Below are 17904 nucleotides of genomic sequence, written 5' to 3'. Positions count from 1 at the left end.
TGCTGCGCAGCCCAACGCGGGGCAAGCCCGCTCGCCACGACAAGTCTGCTTCGACACATAAGCCCGCTCTTGCTTGTATGCACATGTCTATCCCCGACACTCCATCAGTCTTATCCCCTTCGATGTTTCTGTTTAGCGCCCGCGCCCCTATAATGGCTGCCTTTTTCGCCCAATGATTTTGCGGAGCTGGTGATGGCCGAACGTAAGGCGTCCGTCGAGCGCGACACTCTGGAAACCCAGATCAAAGCCTCGATCAACCTGGATGGCACCGGAAAGGCCCGATTTGATATCGGTGTACCTTTTCTTGAGCACATGCTGGACCAGATCGCCCGTCACGGGCTGATCGACCTGGATATCGTCAGCAAGGGCGACCTGCATATCGACGACCACCACACGGTGGAAGACGTAGGCATCACCCTCGGCCAGGCGTTTGCCAAGGCCATTGGCGACAAAAAAGGCATCCGTCGCTACGGCCACGCCTATGTCCCGCTGGACGAAGCGCTGTCGCGCGTGGTCATCGACTTCTCCGGCCGCCCAGGCCTGCAGATGCACGTGCCCTACACCCGCGCCACCGTGGGCGGCTTCGACGTCGACCTGTTCCAGGAATTCTTCCAGGGCTTCGTCAACCATGCGCTCGTGAGCCTGCACATCGACAACCTGCGCGGCACCAACACCCACCACCAGATCGAAACCGTGTTCAAGGCTTTCGGCCGCGCGCTGCGCATGGCGGTGGAGCTGGATGAGCGTATGGCCGGGCAAATGCCCTCGACCAAGGGCGTCCTGTAATGCAGACGGTCGCGGTTATCGATTACGGCATGGGTAACCTGCACTCGGTGGCCAAGGCCCTCGAGCACGTAGGGGCCGGCAAGGTGCTGATCACCAGCGACGCCAATGTGATTCGCGAAGCCGACCGCGTGGTATTCCCGGGCGTTGGCGCGATTCGCGATTGCATGGCTGAAATTCGCCGCCTGGGCTTTGACAGCCTGGTGCGCGAGGTCAGCCAGGATCGCCCGTTCCTCGGCATCTGCGTGGGCATGCAAGCCTTGCTCGACAGCAGTGAAGAGAACGACGGCGTCGACTGCATCGGCCTGTTTCCCGGCCAGGTGAAGTTCTTCGGCAAGGACCTGCACGAAGACGGCGCCCACCTGAAAGTCCCACACATGGGTTGGAACGAAGTCAGCCAGGCGGTGCATCACCCGCTGTGGCACGACATTCCGGACATGGCGCGTTTCTACTTCGTGCACAGCTACTACATCGCCGCCGGTAACCCGCGCCAGGTGGTGGGGGGTGGGCACTACGGCGTCGACTTCGCCGCTGCGTTGGCCGAAGGTTCGCGTTTTGCCGTGCAGTTCCACCCGGAGAAGAGCCATACCCATGGCCTGCAATTGCTGCAGAACTTCGCCGCTTGGGATGGGCGCTGGTAAATGGCCAGGAAACCGAAGCAGCCGATCTTGAACCTCACGCCTGAGCAGGAGCGTGAGGCCACCGACAAGATCAAGCGCTTCATGGAGGATCGCTTCGAGCTCAAGCTGGGCTCGTTCGAGGTCGCCGAGATTCTTGAGTTGTTCACCACCGAAGTGGCTCCGCATTATTACAACAGGGCGATTTTCGATACGCAGACGCTCCTTAAAGAAAGGTTCGAAAGCATCGAAAGCGACCTGTGGTCGCTTGAGAAACCCTGATTTCCCAAGCATTGCTGAATATCGAATAAGGTTTGCCAGATGCTGATTATCCCCGCTATCGATCTCAAGGACGGCGCCTGCGTACGTCTGCGCCAAGGCCGTATGGAAGACTCCACCGTGTTCTCCGATGACCCGGTGAGCATGGCTGCCAAATGGGTGGAAGGGGGCTGCCGTCGTCTGCATCTGGTGGACTTGAACGGCGCCTTCGAAGGCCAGCCGGTCAATGGCGAGGTGGTCACCGCGATCGCCAAGCGCTACCCGAACCTGCCGATCCAGATCGGCGGCGGTATCCGCTCCCTGGAAACCATCGAGCACTACGTGAAAGCGGGCGTGAGCTACGTGATCATCGGCACCAAGGCGGTGAAAGACCCGGCGTTCGTCGCCGAAGCCTGCCGCGCGTTCCCTGGCAAGGTGATCGTCGGCCTGGACGCCAAGGACGGTTTCGTCGCCACCGACGGCTGGGCTGAAATCAGCACCGTGCAAGTCATCGACCTGGCCAGGCAGTTCGAGGCCGACGGTGTGTCCGCCATCGTTTATACCGACATCGCCAAAGACGGCATGATGCAGGGCTGTAACGTACCGTTCACTGCGGCACTGGCGGCGGCGACGAAGATTCCGGTGATTGCTTCCGGCGGTATTCACAACCTGGGCGACATCAAGTCGCTGCTGGACGCCAAGGCTCCTGGGATCATCGGCGCCATTACCGGTCGCGCGATCTACGAAGGCACCCTGGACGTCGCCGAAGCCCAGGCTTACTGCGATGCCTACAACGGCTGAGGACTGACCATGGCGCTGGCCAAACGCATCATCCCTTGCCTGGACGTCGACAACGGTCGCGTGGTCAAGGGCGTCAAGTTCGAGAACATTCGTGACGCCGGCGATCCGGTGGAAATCGCTCGCCGCTACGATGAGCAAGGTGCCGACGAGATTACCTTTCTCGACATCACCGCCAGCGTCGACGGCCGCGACACCACGTTGCACACCGTCGAACGCATGGCCAGCCAGGTGTTTATCCCGCTGACCGTGGGCGGTGGCGTGCGCACCGTGCAAGACATCCGCAACCTGCTCAATGCCGGCGCGGACAAGGTCTCGATCAACACCGCGGCCGTGTTCAACCCGGAGTTCGTCGGCGAAGCCGCGCAGCACTTTGGCTCGCAATGCATCGTGGTGGCCATCGACGCCAAGAAAGTCTCCGGCCCCGGCGAAACCCCGCGCTGGGAGATCTTCACCCACGGCGGGCGCAAGCCAACCGGGCTGGACGCAGTGGAGTGGGCGATGAAGATGGAAGGCCTGGGCGCCGGCGAAATCCTGCTGACCAGCATGGACCAGGATGGCATGAAAAACGGCTTCGACCTGGGCGTGACCCGAGCGATCAGTGATGCGCTGGGTATCCCGGTGATCGCCTCCGGCGGTGTCGGTAACCTGCAACACCTGGCCGATGGCGTGATCGAAGGCCACGCCAGCGCGGTGCTGGCGGCGAGTATTTTCCACTTTGGCGAATACACCGTCCCCGAGGCCAAGGCCTACATGGCGGCGCGCGGTATCGTCGTTCGCTAAACGCTGCTGGACACCATGGCGGGCGCGCGGCACTCTCTGCGCTTGCCATGGATTCCGGTAGCCTTCATGTTCAAGACCCTGCTGCTTGCCCTCGCCAGCACCTCCATTTTTATGGTGAGTGCAGCTCACGCCGAAGAACCGTCTGATACCTCCCTGGTGCTGCTGACGGAAAATTTCCCGCCCTATAACATGGCGAAAAACGGCAAGAACTTCGCCAAGGAAGAGAACATCGAAGGCATCGCCGTGGACATTGTGCGAGAAACCTTCAAGCGCGCCGGCATTTCCTACAACCTCACCCTGCGTTTCCCGTGGGAGCGAATCTACAAGCTCGCCCTGGAGAAACCCGGCTACGGCGTATTTGTCATGGCGCGCCTGCCGGATCGCGAAGCGTTGTTCAAATGGGTCGGCCCCATTGGCCCGGACGACTGGGTGCTGCTGGCCAAGGCCGACAGTAAGATCCAGCTTGCCGACCTTGAGCAGGCGCGCCGCTACAAGATCGGCGCCTATAAAGGTGATGCGATTGCCCAGACGCTGGAGAAGCAGGGCTTGACCCCGCTGGTGGTGCTGCGCGACCAGGACAATGCGCAAAAGCTCATGGACGGCCAGATCGACCTTTGGGCGACTGGCGATCCCGCCGGGCGTTACCTGGCACGCCAGGCGGGGGTGACCGGGCTCAAGACGGTGCTGCGCTTCAACAGCGCCCAACTCTATCTCGCGCTGAACAAGGATGTGCCGGATGAGACCGTGGCGAAGCTGCAGGCGGCGTTGGACCAACTGCGCAAGGAGGGTGTGGTCGACCAGATCATGGCGAAGTACCTCTAGCCTTCCGTCGACTCTTTTTTGTAGCAAGCCCTACTGCCGTTCAATTAAGGCTTTTTTTGTAGGAGCGAGCTTGCTCGCGAAAAACTCACAGGCGCCGCGTTCATTCAGGGAGCCCACGTTATCGTTGACGTTTTTCGCGAGCAAGCTCGCTCCTACAGAAGGCGATGTACGCTTTTTCGAATCGCCACAGAGGTATCAGATCCTTAGCGATAGATGCCGTTCTTACCGTGACCACCCATGGCCTGGTTACTGCGCACACTGATCATCAACTTGATATCGATCCAGTCGACGCCCTGGGCCTTGAGCTTGGGCAGCTCGCGTTCCAGTACCGCCAGGGTCTGCGGGTACGGATGACCGATCATCACTGCCGAACCCTGTTTATGCGCCAGCTTGATCGCGGTTTGCAGTTGCGTGGTGATTGCGGCTTCGGTGCGCTCGTCGTCGAGGAAGACATCCCGCGAGACATGGGCCAGGCCAATTTTCTGTGCCTCGGCGGCGGCGACGGTCTGCGCGCTGGTGCGGCTGTCGACAAAGAACTTGTTGCGTCGTTGCAGGTCGGCCATCAACCAGGCCATCGCCGCGGGCTGTGCGGTCATTCGACTGCCCATGTGGTTGTTGATACCGGCGGTGTAGGGCACGGCCTGGAACGCGGCGTCCAGGCGCTTGCCGAGCTCTTCGATAGGCAGGTCGGGGTGCCAGGCGAACGGACCGGTGGCCGGGTCCATGGGCATGTGCAGGATCACGATCTTGCCGGCCTTGTGCGCTTCGCGGGCGAATTCGGCGGCGTGAGGCGTGTCGGGCATGATTGCGGTGGTCACCGGCCCAGGCAGGGCCAGCACGCGACGATCCCGGGCCAGGTTTTGCCCGAGGTCGTCGATGATGAGGGTCAGGTAGGCTTTGTGCGGTTCGCTGGCGGGAGTCGCGTGAGCGACCCCTGCCAGGCTGCATAGCGCAGCGATGATCAGGGCAAAGCGCATATCAACGGCTGCGCGTAATGCTCAGGCCCTTGAGCAGGCTCAGCGCCTGGGCCAATTGGTAGTCATCGTCCTGCGGCATCGGCTTGGCTTTGGAGCCGCTGCCGGTTGGCTGGTCGGCGCCGCCGTTGCCATTGCCCAGGTGGCCTTGCAGGTCCGCTTCCTTGTAGTACTCGCTGTCGACCTCGTTGGTGATCTTGGCCTTGCGCACTTCGATGTCCGGCACGATGCCCTGGGCCTGGATCGAGCGACCGTTTGGCGTGTAGTACAGCGCAGTGGTGATCTTCAGCGCACGCTCGTTGTTCAGCGGCAGCACGGTTTGCACCGAGCCTTTGCCGAAGCTGGTCGTGCCCATCAGCACGCCGCGCTTCTGGTCCTGCAGGGCACCGGCAACGATTTCCGAGGCCGAGGCGCTGCCGCCGTTGATCAGCACGGCCAGCGGTACGTTTTCGCTGAGGTCGTTGCCGGTAGCCGAGAAGCGCAACTCGGAATTGGCGATGCGGCCCTTGGTGTAGACGATCAGGCCCTTGGTGATGAAGTGGTCGACCACTTCCACCGCCGCCTGCAGCACGCCGCCTGGGTTGTTGCGCAGGTCGAGCACGATGCCGTTGAGCTTCTTGCCGTTGTCCTTGCGCAGTTTGGCCAGGGCCTTGGCCACTTCGTCGCCGGTCTTGACCTGGAACTGGGTAATGCGGATGTAGCCGTAGCCTGACTCCAGCAACTGGCTCTTCACGCTCTTGACCGTGATGGTCGCGCGGGCCAGGGTCACGTCGAACGGGGCACCGCCGTCGCGCACCAGGGTCAGGGTGATTTTCTGGCCGATTTTGCCGCGCATCTTGTCGACGGCTTCGGTCATGGTCTGGCCGCGGGTCGGCTGGCCGTTGATCTTGACGATCAAGTCGCCGGCCTGGATACCGGCCTTGGACGCTGGGGTGTCGTCAATCGGGGAGACGACCTTGATCTGGCCGTCCTCGGCGCCGACTTCGATGCCCAGGCCGCCGAATTCACCGCTGGTGCTTTCCTGCAGCTCGGCGAAATCTTCCGGGCCGAGGTAGGCGGAGTGTGGGTCGAGGTTGCTGAGCATGCCCTTGATGGCATTCTCCAGCAGGGTCTTGTCGTCTACGGGTTCGACATAGGCGGCCTTGATCCGGTCCATGACCTCGGCAAAGGTGCGCAGCTCGTCCAGCGGCAACGGCGCCTTGGTGGTCGCGGCCGTGGCGGCAGGTGCAGCCGGTGCGGCCTGGTCGGCAAAAGCCAGAGGCGCGCCGATCACCAGGGCGATCGTCAGGGCCAGCGAAGTGAGGCGGGACAAATGCAGCATGTCGAACGAACTCCTAGTGTAGATGCGCCCCTATCCTTGGGAGCGGCACCATTGTGCGGGATCGCTCGGGCGACCCTGCTGACGAATAGCGAAGTACAGCGCCGGGGTGTCCTGGCCGCCACTGTTACCGACAGTGGAGATGGATTCACCGGCTTTTACAACATCACCTGCCGACTTGAGTAAAGTCTGATTGTGGCCATAAAGGCTCAAATAGCCATTACCGTGGTCGAGAATCACCAACAAACCGGCGCCACGCAGCCAATCGGCAAACACCACGCGGCCACCGTGTACGGCATGGACCTGGCTGCCAGCAGCGGCGCTGATCATCACCCCGTCCCACTTGGCGCGGGTGTCGTCGCCACGGGTTTCCCCAAAGCGTGCCAGTAGTCGACCATCAACCGGCCATGGAAGTTTGCCGCGCGCGGAAGCAAAAGGGCCGCCGAAGGATTCGCCGGCGCTGGAAACCAGCGGGCCAGGTGCTGCGTGCGCGGGCTTGCGGGGGGCCGGAGCGTCCGTCGTGGCTGCCAGTTCGGCCTCACGCTGGCGCTTTTTTTCGGCTTCCTGCTGGGCGATCAGCGCTTTCTGGCGCGCTTCCTCGGCCTCGCGTGCCTGGCGGGCCAGGGTTTCTTCGATGGTCTTGAGTACCTTGGCCAGGTCGGCCTGGTCCTGCTCGCGAGCTTGCAGCTTGGCGTCGCGGGCCTTTACGTCTTCGTTGAGCTTGGCCAGGGCCAGCTGGCGTTCCTTGCGGACCTTGTCCAACTGGTCGCGCTGGACGTCGAGGGCGCTTTTCTGGTCGAGCAACTGCGACTGCTGGTCGGCGATTTCCTGTTCGACATTGGCCAGTTGGCGCAGGGTCTCGTTGAAACCCTTCAATTGCGCCAGGCGTGCCTGGCTCACGTAGTCGTAGTAGGTGAGGGTGCGCGCGAACTTTTCCGGGTTCTGCTGGTTGAGCAGCAGCTTGAGGTACTCCTGGCGGCCGCTCTGGTAGGCGGCGCGGGCCTGGATCGCGATCAGGCGTTGCTGTTCAACGCGTGCGCTCTGGAGTTTTTTTTTCTCAGCGTCGAGTCGCTCCAGTTCCGACTCGCTCTTCTTTAATTCTTTTTGCAGCTCCTGGACCTGTTTCTCCAGCTTGCCCATCTCGGTTTCCGTGCCGCGCAGGTCTTTCTGCACCCCGGATTTTTCTTCCTGGAGCTTGCCGAGCAGTTTTTTCAGCTCGGTAATGTCCTGACGCGTAGCGTCCAACTGTTGTTGGGTTTGCGCGCGCTCATCGGCAAACGCCGGTTGGAGCAGGCAGACAAGAGCGAGGGTAATCAAGGCGCGAAGCATAGAGGCGGGCGACACCACGGAAAGGGACGGCCTAGTATGCCCGCCAAGCGCTGCAAAAAAAACGCCCAATTCAGGCTTCCGGGCAAGATAGGTGCCGAGTGGCGCTGGTATGGCAAAAAGACATCTACCAAACGCGGAAGATCCAATGTGGGAAGGGGCTTGCCCCCGACAGCGGTGTATCAGCCACATAGGTGTCAGCTGATCTACCGTAATCGGGGGCAAGCCCCCTCCCACATTATTTTTCGGTGATTCTGAGAATCAGACCAGAATCGAAGTGCCGGTCATCTCTTTCGGCTTCTCCAACCCCATCAGCATCAACATTGTCGGTGCCACATCCGCCAGCACGCCGCCATCACGCACTTTGAAGTCGCGCTTGCCGACGTAGATGAACGGCACCGGCTCGGTGGTATGGGCCGTGTGGGCCTGCCCGGTGGATTCGTCGGACATCTGCTCGCAGTTACCGTGGTCGGCGGTGATCAGCGCTTCGCCGCCGACCTTTTCCAGCGCATCGACGATGCGGCCGACGCACTGGTCCAGGCATTCCACGGCCTTGATCGCGGCTTCCAGGTTGCCGCTGTGGCCGACCATGTCACCGTTGGCGTAGTTGACCACGATCACGTCATACCGCTGGTGGTCGATGGCGTCGACGATCTTGTCGGTGACTTGCGGCGCGCTCATTTCCGGTTGCAGGTCGTAGGTGGCGACTTTAGGCGACGGGATCAGGATGCGCTCTTCGCCGGGGAACGGTTCTTCGCGACCGCCGGAGAAGAAGAAGGTCACGTGGGCATACTTCTCGGTTTCGGCGATGCGCAGCTGGGTCTTGCCGTTTTTCGCCAGGTAGTCGCCCAGCACGTTGTCCAGGCTGCCTGCGGCAAAGGCTGCGGGGGCCGGGATGCTGGCGGCGTATTGGGTCAGGCCGACATATTGGACTTTTGGCTGGCGCGCCCGCTCGAATTCCTTGAAACCGTCTTCGACAAACACACGGCTCAGCTCGCGGGCGCGGTCGGCGCGGAAGTTCATGAAGACCACGGCGTCGCCGTCTTCGACTTTCACCGGCTCGCCGATGGTGGTGGCTTTGACGAACTCATCGCTCTCGCCACGGGCGTAGGCGGCTTCAAGGCCTTCCTGGGCGGTGGCGGCGTTGAATTCGGCCTGGCCGTCGACGATCAGGTTGTAGGCCTGGGCCACGCGGTCCCAACGGTTGTCGCGGTCCATGGCGAAGTAGCGGCCGACCAGGCTGGCGATGCGGCCTTTGCCCAGGGCGGCGAAGGTGGCGTCCAGCAGCTCAATGGACGACTGCGCGCTCTTCGGCGGGGTGTCGCGGCCGTCGAGGAAGGCGTGCAGGTAGATCTTGTCGGCGCCCCGCTTGAAGGCCAGTTCGGCCATAGCCACCAGGTGGTCCTGGTGGCTATGTACGCCACCGTCGGACAGCAGGCCCATGAAGTGCACCGCTTTGCCGGCGGCGACGGCTTTATCCACTGCCGCGCAGATAGTCGGGTTCTCGAAGAACTCGCCATCGCGGATCGCTTTGGTCACGCGCGTGAAGTCCTGATAGACCACTCGTCCGGCGCCCAGGTTCATGTGGCCGACTTCCGAGTTGCCCATTTGGCCGTCCGGCAGGCCCACGTCCATGCCGGAACCGGAGATCAGGCCGTTGGGGACGGTGGCGGTCAGGCGGTCCAGGACCGGCTTGCGCGCCGAGTACACGGCGTTGTCGTGGTGGCTTTCACTGTGTCCGAAGCCATCGAGAATTATCAGGACCAAAGGTTTAGGCGTAGTAGTCATAGATCCTCTCGCGGCGGTAATTAGTGAAGGGGATTGAAAAGGGAGTGGCAGTTTAAAGCGAAGTTCCGACCACGTCACCGCTTTACGGGGGTTGGCCCCCCCTGGCGGCTGTGTATACTTACCGCCATTTTAACGCCCTGGAACCTCCTTGATGGTTGATCACCTGATTGCATTTGCCACTGCCCACTATCTGCTCGCGGGTGCCTTCGTCATCCTGCTGGCGCTGCTGATCGCTCACGAGATGAGCCGCGGTGGCCGCAGCCTGAGCACGTCGGAGCTGACCGCGCTGGTCAACAAGGATGAGGCGATTGTCGTGGATATCCGCCCGGCCAAGGATTTTGCCACCGGCCATATCGTCGGCGCCCTGAACATTCCGCAGGACAAGCTGATTGCGCGCCTGGCCGAGCTGGAAAAACACAAGGCCAAGACCATCATCCTGGTCGACGCCCAAGGCCAGCACGCCGGCACCCACGCCCGCGAAATGCTCAAGACCGGTTTCACTGCGGCCAAGCTGTCTGGTGGTATCAGCAGCTGGCGCGCCGATAACCTGCCGCTGGTGAAGTGATATGAGCCAGGTTGTCGTCTATTCCAGCGATTGGTGCCCTTACTGCATGCGAGCCAAGGCTTTGCTGGAGAAAAAGGGTGTTGCCTTCGAAGAGATCAAGGTCGACGGCAAGCCCCAGGTGCGTGCCGAAATGGCCCAGAAGGCGGGGCGCACGTCCGTTCCGCAGATCTGGATCGGCACCCGGCACGTCGGTGGATGCGATGACCTGTTCGCCCTGGAGCGCTCCGGTAAACTCGATGCGCTGCTGCACGTCTGACTCCCAACCCCTAAAAGACCCCAAGATCAAGAAGGATCTGCGATGACTGACCAACAGAATACCGAAGCAGCAGAAGCCCAAGGCCCACAGTTCTCGCTGCAGCGCATCTACGTGCGTGACCTGTCGTTCGAAGCGCCGAAAAGCCCGGCTATCTTCCGCCAGGAATGGACCCCAAGCGTTGCCCTGGACCTGAACACCCGTCAAAAGGCACTGGAAGGCGACTTCCACGAAGTCGTGCTGACCTTGTCGGTCACCGTCAAGAATGGCGAAGAAGTGGCCTTCATCGCTGAAGTGCAACAGGCCGGTATCTTCCTGATCCAGGGCCTGGACGAGGCGTCCATGAGCCACACCCTGGGTGCGTTCTGCCCGAACATCCTGTTCCCGTATGCCCGCGAGACCCTGGACAGCCTGGTTACCCGTGGTTCGTTCCCTGCGCTGATGCTGGCTCCGGTGAACTTCGATGCCCTGTACGCTCAAGAGCTGCAGCGCATGCAACAGGAAGGCGCGTCGACGGTTCAGTAATCTCGAACCCGACGCAGAACCCAATGTGGGAGGGGGCTTGCCCCCGATGGCGGAGTGTCAGTCGACATCTATGTGACTGATCCACCGCTATCGGGGGCAAGCCCCCTCCCACATTTGCTGTGTGTGTTACTTGAAGCCGAGTTGGCGCCAGCCTTCGTAGACAGCAACGGCCACGGTGTTCGACAGGTTCAGGCTGCGGCAACCTTCGCGCATCGGCAAGCGCAGGCGATGCCCGTCAGGCAGGGCATCGAGTACCTCGGCCGGCAGGCCACGGCTTTCCGGGCCGAACAGGAAGGCGTCGCCTTCGGCAAAACTGGCATCATGGAACGGCCGCGAGCCCTTGGTGGTAAACGCGAACAGCCGTGGGTGGCCCAGGCTTTCCAGGCAGCTGGCCAGGTCGGCGTGGCGCTGCAAGGTGGCGTACTCGTGGTAATCCAGCCCGGCGCGGCGCAGGCGCTTGTCGTCCATGTCAAAGCCCAGGGGCTCGATCAAATGCAGGTGGCAGCCACTGTTGGCGCACAGCCTGATAACGTTGCCGGTATTCGGCGGAATTTCTGGTTGAAAAAGGATGACGTGAAACATGCACGGCTCCGAAGGCAAAGATGCGCTGCATTCTACCCTCGAAGAGGATCCCAGGCCGAAGCTATTGCCGAGGGTTTTGGGCTCGTTGGCGATTGTCGGCCTGATGGTGGGCCTGATGATCGGTCGCCTGACCACCCCCGACCCTGTCGAGTTGCTGCAGGTCGAGCCGGCGGCGGACGGCGTGCTGGTGTGGTTTAACCGCGAGCCCAAGCTGCACGGCGAGCAGGTCGATGGCACCGTGGCGCTGTTGTTCGACGCGCAGGGCAAGGCGGCCGGCGGGCAACTCAAGGTCAATGGCAAGGATGTGAACTGGCGCATACGCAAGACCGATGCTGGCCTGCTGCTGAACCTGGTGGCGGCTCGGCCGTTGCGCGGGGAATGGTCGGGGGAGAAGGCTGAAGGCCGCTGGCGGCTGGAGATCCATCTCCAAGAGCAATAAAAGAGGGAATCCCCGGCCTGCCTGTACCAAGGTCCCCAAAACGGGCTGGGGCTATGGGCGCTGTGCCACATAAGCCCCGGGTGTAAAGAAGGGAGTTCCCGGCCTGCCTGTACCAGGGCTCCCAAAACGGGGTGAAGCCTCAAGGGCTTCGGTGTTAAAGAGGGAATCCCCGGCCTGCCTGTACCGAGGTTCCCCAAAGCGGTGTGGAGCGCGACGCGGTTCGCATCAAGCACCCCGGGTGTAAAGAGGGGATTCTCGGCCTGCCTGTACCAAGGTCCCCGAAACTGGGTTGTACAAGGGGTATTGCAGGGCGCGTGCCAGAGTCGCGAAGTGGCGCCAAAAAAAATCTTCAAAAAGCGCAAAGCCCCGGAATACGGGGCTTTGGTGTTTTCGGGGTTCAGGTTTTTTTCAGCGGTTCTGCGGTTTCAGGCGTTGGATCCATGCCCGATGCCGGTTCATGGTGCATTGAAGCGGTGCACGGTTCTGAAGCCTTTGGAGGTCCAAATGTGGGAGGGGGCTTGCCCCCGATGGCGGAGTGTCAGTCGACATCTATGTGACTGATCCACTGAAGTGCGCCCCAAAAGCTGGACAGCTGTTGGTTAGGCTACAGCGGACCGGGTCCTGTACGCTACAGGGCTCAGTCCGCCAAGCTTCACTTTGATTCGCTTATGGTTGTAGTAATGGATGTACTCATCCAGCCCCGCTTGCAACTGCTCCACGCTTTCAAAGCTTTCCCGATAGTAGAACTCTGACTTCAGCGTGCCGAAGAAACTCTCCATTGTGGCGTTGTCATGGCAGTTTCCTTTGCGTGACATGCTTTGCTCCAGCCCTGCTTTTTCTAGCCTCTCCCGGTACTTTGGATATCGATAGTGCCAGCCTTGATCTGAATGCAGCATAGGCTTGCCGCCCTCAGGTAAGCCTTCAATAGCTTTTTCCAGCATCTCGCCCACCAAGGCATATTGGGGACGTATTGCCGTCTGATAGGCCACGATTTCTCCGTTGTACAAGTCCAAAACTGGGGACAAGTACAGCTTTTTGCCGGCCACTTTGAACTCGGTGACATCCGTCACCCATTTCTGATTCGGTTGCTCAGCCTCGAACTGACGAGCCAAGGTGTTGGGCGACACTTCGCCCATCGGCCCTTTATACGACCTGTATTTCTTAGGCCGCACCGTGCATTTCAGACCCAGCTCCCCCATCAGTCGTCGTACCGTTTTACTGTTGATCAGCGATCTTTCTTTACGTAGTTCTAGCGTCATCCGACGGTAACCAAAGCGGCCCTTATGCTCGTTTTGGATGGTCTGGATAGAAGCTTTGATCGAGGAAAATCGGTCCGCAACGCCCATCGCCTTGAGTTGGTAGTAGTACGTACTTCGCGCAAGGCTCACTAGCTTGAGCAAGTCACGCAAGGGAAAGTGTTGCTTAAGCTCACTGACTAATCGGGCTTTTTCTTCTGTTCTTTCTCCCGCCTCATCACCGCCTCGCCTAACTCCCCAAGCTTTTTTAGATAAGCGTTCTCCATCCGTAGGTATTGGAGCTCATCAAGTAACGTCTTGTGCTCAGGCTCAGGGCTGGTGAGTGGGGCAGCGGTTTTGCGTGGTTTAGCAGGTGGTTTAGGCATAGCGGTGCTCAGTCCTCTTTTCCCTGACTCCAGGGCTTCAATACCGCCACTGTAATACTGCTGTTGCCATCTGCCCACCTGAGTGGAATCCCCCAAGTTGAAAAGCGCCGCTGCGCGGCGCAAGGAAAGGGAGTCATCCCACATGCGCCGTAGAACAGAGAACTTGAACAAGGCACTGTAACGCTGGCCGGTACTGCTCAAGCTGGCCTCACCGTGTAATCGATAAGCCTCGACCCAACGACGAAGCAAGGTGGGGTCCATTTGAAATTGAGCGGCGACCCGGCGAAACCCTCGGCCTCGCTCAAGGAAAGCGGTGATGGCAGATAGCTTGAACTGCGTGGTGTACTTGCTCATGAAAACGCCCCAGAAATTGGATGGGTGTCCAACTTCTGGGGCGCACTTCACCACCGCTATCGGGGGCAAGCCCCCTCCCACATTGGATTTTCAGTGGATCTGAGACTCAGCCCTCATCGCCGTCGTCGTCGTCACCACCATCCACCTTCATCCCCAGTTCCTTGATCTTGCGAGTCAGGGTATTGCGGCCCCAGCCCAGCAGCACGGCGGCATCGCGGCGGCGACCTGCGGTGTGCTTGAGGGCCGTTTCGATCATGATCCGCTCGAACGCCGGTACGGCGCTGTCCAGCAGGTTTGACTGGCCGCGTGCCAGGGCCTGGTCGGCCCATTGGCGCAGGGCTTGTTCCCAGTTTGTCACTGGGGCCGAGTCCTGCGGCAGGCTCAACAGCTCCGGCGGCAGGTCGCTGATATGCACCTCGCGCCCGGATGCCATCACCGTGATCCAGCGGCAGGTGTTCTCCAGCTGGCGCACGTTGCCTGGCCACGGCAGGTTCTTCAGGTATTCCTCGGTCTCGGTTTTCAGCAGCTTCGGCTCCACGGCCAGCTCCTGGGCGGCGCGGCTGAGGAAGTGGCGAGCGAGGGTCGGGATATCTTCGCGACGGTCCGACATCCGGGGAATGTGGATACGGATCACGTTCAAGCGGTGGAACAAGTCCTCGCGGAACTTGCCCGCATGCACCAGGGTTTCCAGGTTCTGGTGAGTCGCGGCGATGATGCGCACATCGACCTTGACCGGCGTATGCCCGCCCACGCGATAGAATTCGCCGTCCGCCAGTACCCGCAGCAGGCGGGTCTGGGTATCGGCCGGCATATCGCCGATCTCATCGAGGAACAGCGTACCGCCATCGGCTTGCTCAAAGCGGCCGCGACGCAGGTTGGCCGCGCCAGTGAACGCGCCTTTCTCATGGCCGAACAGCTCGGACTCCATCAAGTCCTTCGGAATCGCCGCCATGTTCAGTGCGATAAACGGCGAGGCCGACCTTGGGCTGTGACGGTGCAGGGCGTGGGCCACCAGTTCTTTACCGGTACCCGACTCGCCATTGATCAGCACGGTGATGTTGGAGTGGCTCAAGCGCCCGATGGCGCGAAACACTTCCTGCATCGCCGGCGCTTCGCCGATGATTTCCGGGGTGCGGGTCAGCGCCGGCGGCGCTTCCTGGTTCTGTTGTTCCTGGGCGTGCTGGTTGGCGCGCTTGACCAGCGCCACCGCCTCGTCCACGTCGAACGGCTTGGGCAGGTATTCAAACGCACCGCCCTGGTAGGACGCGACAGCGCTGTCCAGGTCCGAGTGCGCCGTCATGATGATTACCGGCAGGCGCGGGTGCTGTTCGCGAATCCGCGCCAGCAGGTCCAGGCCACTGGCGCCGGGCATGCGGATGTCGGAGATGATCACGTCGGGCTGCTGGCGCGCCAGGCGGCTCATCACCCCGTCAGCGCTGTCGAAGCTCTGGGTGGTCATGCCTTCCTGTTGCAAGGCTTTCTCGAGGACCCAGCGGATAGAACGGTCGTCATCGACGATCCACACAGTTTCACTACGGCTCATGTCGATGGGGCTCCTTGTTCCAGAGGCAGAAAGATCGAGAACGTGGTGTGGCCGGGATGGCTCTCACATTCGATCAGACCCTGGTGCTGGCTGATGATGTTCTGGGTAATGGCCAGGCCCAGCCCGGTACCGTCCGGGCGGCCGCTGACCATTGGAAAGAAGATGGTTTCCTGCAGTTCCGCAGGAATGCCCGGGCCGTTGTCGATGATCTCGACCTTGGTTACCAGGCGATGGCGCACGTGGCCGATGGTGAACTGGCGCAGGGCGCGGGTGCGCAGGCTGATGCGGCCCAGGCGCAGCTCGTTCTGGCTGCTGATGGCTTGCATGGCGTTGCGCACGATATTGAGCACGGCCTGGATCATCTGTTCGCGGTCGATCAATACGTCGGGAATGCTCGGATCGTAGTCGCGCACCAGGGTGATGCAGCCCTGGCTTTCGGCTTCGACCAGCTGGCAGACGCGCTCAAGCACCTCGTGCACGTTGGTCATCGCCAGCGACGGCAGTTTGTTGGAGCCGAGCATGCGGTCCACCAGGTTGCGCAGGCGGTCGGCCTCTTCAATGATGACGTTGGTGTAGTCCTTGAGGTGCTCGTCCGGCAGCTCGCGGGCCAGCAACTGCGCGGCACCGCGAATCCCGCCCAACGGGTTCTTGATCTCATGGGCCAGGCCGCGGACCAGCATCTTGCTGGTTTCCTGCTTGGACAGCTGGGCTTCTTCTTTGGTGATGCGCAGCAGGCGGTCGCGGGGATGCACTTCAAGCAGCAGCAGGGTGGCGCCGTTGCTCAGGATCGGGGTCACGGCGTAGTCGACGGTCAGGGTTTGGCCGGTCAGGGCCGTGAGCATCGCCTCACGCTTGGTGAATGGGTGTGCCTGCTCCACCGCCTGGCGCAATGAACTCAAGGCTTCGGCCGACTCGGTGAACAATTCGCTGATGAACTGCCCATGGCTGCGCTGGCCGCTGATGGCCAGGAGCATCTCCGCCGCCGGGTTCATGTACTCAAGACGTAAGTCGTCGTTGAGCAGGATGGTCGCGGTCGTCAGGTTGTCGAGTAACAAACGGTGCAGTGCATCGCTGATGGTCATCAGGACCTCTTTTGGAGCAAGGCGCGGGCTTGAGGCACACGCTGATACAAGGAAAATGCAAAAACCAAACCAAGGCTCCGAAAAGAAGCGTTAAACCCCTGAAATAAGGATTTAAGGCTCGAAACTGTGGCGTTCTGCCAGCTTCAACGGGAAGTTTCGAACCAAAATGGGCTGGGCAGGTGGGTAGGGTGCAAGTTGTCGCACCAATATAGTGCGGTTTTATGAAGGTTGTTCAGGAAGTGATGAGAGATCGTTCTCGGCCGATGTCGAGAGCGATCTCGGTGGCAGGACTTTATCAATGCGGCTGGGACAGCGGCATGCCCATGGTGCCGGCGTAAAACACCAGCAGCTCCACTGGGGTGCTTCCGGTTCTGCCGCGATGGACTGTGCCCACCATCTCGGCCAGGGTTTGCCCTTGAGTCAGGGTGAGAGCCCGCCCGCCTTTACGGGTTTCAACGATCAACTCGCCCGAGAGGATATACGCTGCGTTCGGCATGGGGTGGCTGTGCCAGGGCAACTGCGTATTCGCCGGGATCTTGAGTCGCAACAGCGTAAGTTCCGGCGGGCCGGAGGGGTAAGCCTCGTAAGGTGTTCCGTCCCATGATGCGCTGCTCTGCAGCAGGGTTTCCTTTTCGATCTGTACGGCGTCTTTGGGCTGGCTGCTGCAGCCTAGCGCAGCCAAACACGCCGCTGTTGCGATCAAGCATTTGAGGGCTTCCATGGTCGGTTTCATCCGTTCGCTGAGTGGCCGGTCAGGCTACGATCGCTGTCCGGGGGACGGATGCCGGAAGGGGCCTAAAATGATGTGGGTGTCATCTGTTATTCGCCTGTGTGGATACACAGCTCGGCAGTGGCGCGAATCATCGCCAGTTGCTGCAACGGCTCGTTCAACGGCTCATGCACCGCCTCGGCCAGCCACTGCGGGCACTTTGGGTCGGTGCGTTGCGGGGTGAAGTCCGCCAGTTCTTGCAGCAGGCGTTTTTGCAATTGATCCAGCTGCGGGCGAATCTGCTTCACCAAGTCGGGGCGCGGGTCATCGGGTGCCTTGCCCTGGAACTGCCAGTCGGACAGGTGGGTGTACTGCACCAGTTTGTTCGCCTCTATCTGCGCTGAGAAAAATTGCTCGGCGGCGGCGGGCGCCAGTTTGTAGTTGGGTGCTTGGGCGATGACGCTGGCGATGACCTCCTGTTCGCGCTTCTTGTCCTCTACGGGCTTTTTGCTTTCCCATTTGCTCAGGGCGACCTGGTCGGCGATGGCCAGGCGTTCGGCGATGCTGTTGAGCAATGGCTCAAGGCTGGCTGGCGCGGCGCTCGCACTGGTAGTGACGAACAGCAGGGCAAATACAAGTCGACGTTTCAAGGCTGATCTCCTTGTGGGAGGGGGCGAGCCCTCTCCCGCATGTTTAATAAAATTCGGGCAAAAAAAGACCTCCCGAAGGAGGCCTCTTTCATCACGCTGCGTCAAGCAGCGCTA

At 60.9% G+C, this 17904-nt stretch carries 20 protein-coding genes; 10 read left to right on the top strand and 10 right to left on the bottom strand.

The window, feature by feature from the left end:
- Positions 1–192 precede the first annotated feature (192 nt).
- The 6 genes from hisB (at position 193) to QU606_RS05040 (ending at position 4061) form a co-directional block, all read left to right on the top strand.
- Positions 193–786, top strand: coding sequence for an imidazoleglycerol-phosphate dehydratase HisB (gene hisB, locus QU606_RS05065; RefSeq protein ID WP_017849940.1), 594 nt, complete (start codon positions 193–195; stop codon positions 784–786).
- Positions 786–1424 (top strand): imidazole glycerol phosphate synthase subunit HisH, encoded by a 639-nt coding sequence (gene hisH / locus QU606_RS05060; RefSeq protein ID WP_024072884.1) that lies wholly within the window; start codon positions 786–788, stop codon positions 1422–1424. The genes hisB and hisH overlap by 1 nt, the downstream gene beginning before the upstream one ends.
- The gene (locus tag QU606_RS05055) at positions 1425–1682 is read left to right on the top strand and encodes a DUF2164 domain-containing protein (protein WP_024072885.1); all 258 of its coding nucleotides are present in this window, start codon (positions 1425–1427) and stop codon (positions 1680–1682) included.
- Positions 1683–1721: 39 nt separating this feature from the next.
- Complete coding sequence (gene hisA / locus QU606_RS05050; RefSeq protein ID WP_016972250.1) at positions 1722–2459, top strand: 1-(5-phosphoribosyl)-5-[(5-phosphoribosylamino)methylideneamino]imidazole-4-carboxamide isomerase; 738 nt, start codon at positions 1722–1724, stop codon at positions 2457–2459.
- A 9-nt stretch (positions 2460–2468) separates the two neighbouring features.
- Positions 2469–3239, top strand: a complete 771-nt coding sequence (gene hisF / locus QU606_RS05045) for an imidazole glycerol phosphate synthase subunit HisF (protein ID WP_003171107.1) — start codon at positions 2469–2471, stop codon at positions 3237–3239.
- A 66-nt stretch (positions 3240–3305) separates the two neighbouring features.
- Positions 3306–4061 carry an ABC transporter substrate-binding protein gene (locus QU606_RS05040; RefSeq protein WP_041160818.1) on the top strand — a complete coding sequence of 252 codons (756 nt, stop codon included), beginning with the start codon at positions 3306–3308 and terminating at the stop codon, positions 4059–4061.
- A gap of 203 nt (positions 4062–4264) precedes the next feature.
- Here QU606_RS05040 and QU606_RS05035 read toward each other — a convergent pair whose 3' ends face one another.
- From QU606_RS05035 to gpmI, 4 genes are all read right to left on the bottom strand, one after another.
- Positions 4265–5038, bottom strand: a complete 774-nt coding sequence (locus tag QU606_RS05035) for a divergent polysaccharide deacetylase family protein (protein WP_102625377.1) — start codon at positions 5036–5038, stop codon at positions 4265–4267.
- 1 nt (position 5039) lies between these two features.
- Positions 5040–6356: a S41 family peptidase gene (locus tag QU606_RS05030; RefSeq protein WP_024072888.1), complete on the bottom strand. Its 1317-nt coding sequence runs from the start codon at positions 6354–6356 to the stop codon at positions 5040–5042.
- A 30-nt stretch (positions 6357–6386) separates the two neighbouring features.
- A complete protein-coding gene (locus tag QU606_RS05025) occupies positions 6387–7682 on the bottom strand; it encodes a murein hydrolase activator EnvC (protein ID WP_024072889.1) in 1296 nt (431 codons plus the stop codon).
- A gap of 258 nt (positions 7683–7940) precedes the next feature.
- Positions 7941–9467, bottom strand: a complete 1527-nt coding sequence (gpmI, locus tag QU606_RS05020; protein ID WP_069075088.1) for a 2,3-bisphosphoglycerate-independent phosphoglycerate mutase — start codon at positions 9465–9467, stop codon at positions 7941–7943.
- 151 nt (positions 9468–9618) lie between these two features.
- Between gpmI and QU606_RS05015 the strand changes: the two genes are divergently transcribed.
- The 3 genes from QU606_RS05015 to secB are packed head-to-tail and all read left to right on the top strand — an operon-like array spanning position 9619 to position 10810.
- Complete coding sequence (locus tag QU606_RS05015) at positions 9619–10032, top strand: rhodanese-like domain-containing protein (RefSeq protein ID WP_041160819.1); 414 nt, start codon at positions 9619–9621, stop codon at positions 10030–10032.
- Between the two features lies 1 nt (position 10033).
- A complete protein-coding gene (gene grxC, locus QU606_RS05010) occupies positions 10034–10288 on the top strand; it encodes a glutaredoxin 3 (protein WP_024072892.1) in 255 nt (84 codons plus the stop codon).
- Positions 10289–10330: 42 nt separating this feature from the next.
- Positions 10331–10810 (top strand): protein-export chaperone SecB, encoded by a 480-nt coding sequence (gene secB, locus QU606_RS05005; protein ID WP_024072893.1) that lies wholly within the window; start codon positions 10331–10333, stop codon positions 10808–10810.
- A 126-nt stretch (positions 10811–10936) separates the two neighbouring features.
- On the opposite strand, the gene QU606_RS05000 is transcribed toward secB, so the two are convergent.
- Entirely contained in the window at positions 10937–11392 is a 456-nt protein-coding gene (locus tag QU606_RS05000; protein ID WP_010563141.1) for a tRNA (cytidine(34)-2'-O)-methyltransferase, read from the bottom strand.
- Here QU606_RS05000 and QU606_RS04995 point away from each other — a divergent pair.
- Entirely contained in the window at positions 11391–11831 is a 441-nt protein-coding gene (locus tag QU606_RS04995; RefSeq protein WP_069075087.1) for a hypothetical protein, read from the top strand. The two genes, QU606_RS05000 and QU606_RS04995, sit on opposite strands and share 2 nt — an antisense overlap.
- Positions 11832–12430: 599 nt before the next feature.
- On the opposite strand, the gene QU606_RS04990 is transcribed toward QU606_RS04995, so the two are convergent.
- The 5 genes from QU606_RS04990 to QU606_RS04970 all read right to left on the bottom strand — a co-directional run bounded on the left by QU606_RS04990 (position 12431) and on the right by QU606_RS04970 (position 17790).
- A protein-coding gene (locus QU606_RS04990) for an IS3 family transposase (protein ID WP_370531087.1) occupies positions 12431–13806 on the bottom strand; the annotation gives its coding sequence in 2 pieces (ribosomal slippage) (positions 12431–13326 and positions 13326–13806; 1377 coding nt in all).
- Between the two features lie 106 nt (positions 13807–13912).
- Positions 13913–15349, bottom strand: a complete 1437-nt coding sequence (ntrC, locus tag QU606_RS04985; protein ID WP_024072895.1) for a nitrogen regulation protein NR(I) — start codon at positions 15347–15349, stop codon at positions 13913–13915.
- Positions 15346–16431 carry a nitrogen regulation protein NR(II) gene (glnL, locus tag QU606_RS04980; protein ID WP_024072896.1) on the bottom strand — a complete coding sequence of 362 codons (1086 nt, stop codon included), beginning with the start codon at positions 16429–16431 and terminating at the stop codon, positions 15346–15348. Before glnL ends, ntrC begins: the two co-directional genes overlap by 4 nt.
- A 295-nt stretch (positions 16432–16726) precedes the next feature.
- Positions 16727–17152: a cupin domain-containing protein gene (locus QU606_RS04975; protein WP_069075086.1), complete on the bottom strand. Its 426-nt coding sequence runs from the start codon at positions 17150–17152 to the stop codon at positions 16727–16729.
- A gap of 98 nt (positions 17153–17250) precedes the next feature.
- On the bottom strand, positions 17251–17790 hold the full coding sequence (locus tag QU606_RS04970) for a chorismate mutase (RefSeq protein ID WP_304998162.1): 540 nt from the start codon (positions 17788–17790) through the stop codon (positions 17251–17253).
- Positions 17791–17904: the final 114 nt, after the last annotated feature.

It is taken from the genome of Pseudomonas sp. OVF7, from assembly GCF_030644265.1.
In the GTDB taxonomy this organism is placed as follows: domain Bacteria; phylum Pseudomonadota; class Gammaproteobacteria; order Pseudomonadales; family Pseudomonadaceae; genus Aquipseudomonas; species Aquipseudomonas gorinensis.
The sequence above is the reverse complement of the archived record's forward strand: the minus strand, read 5'-3'. Positions and strand labels throughout refer to the sequence as shown.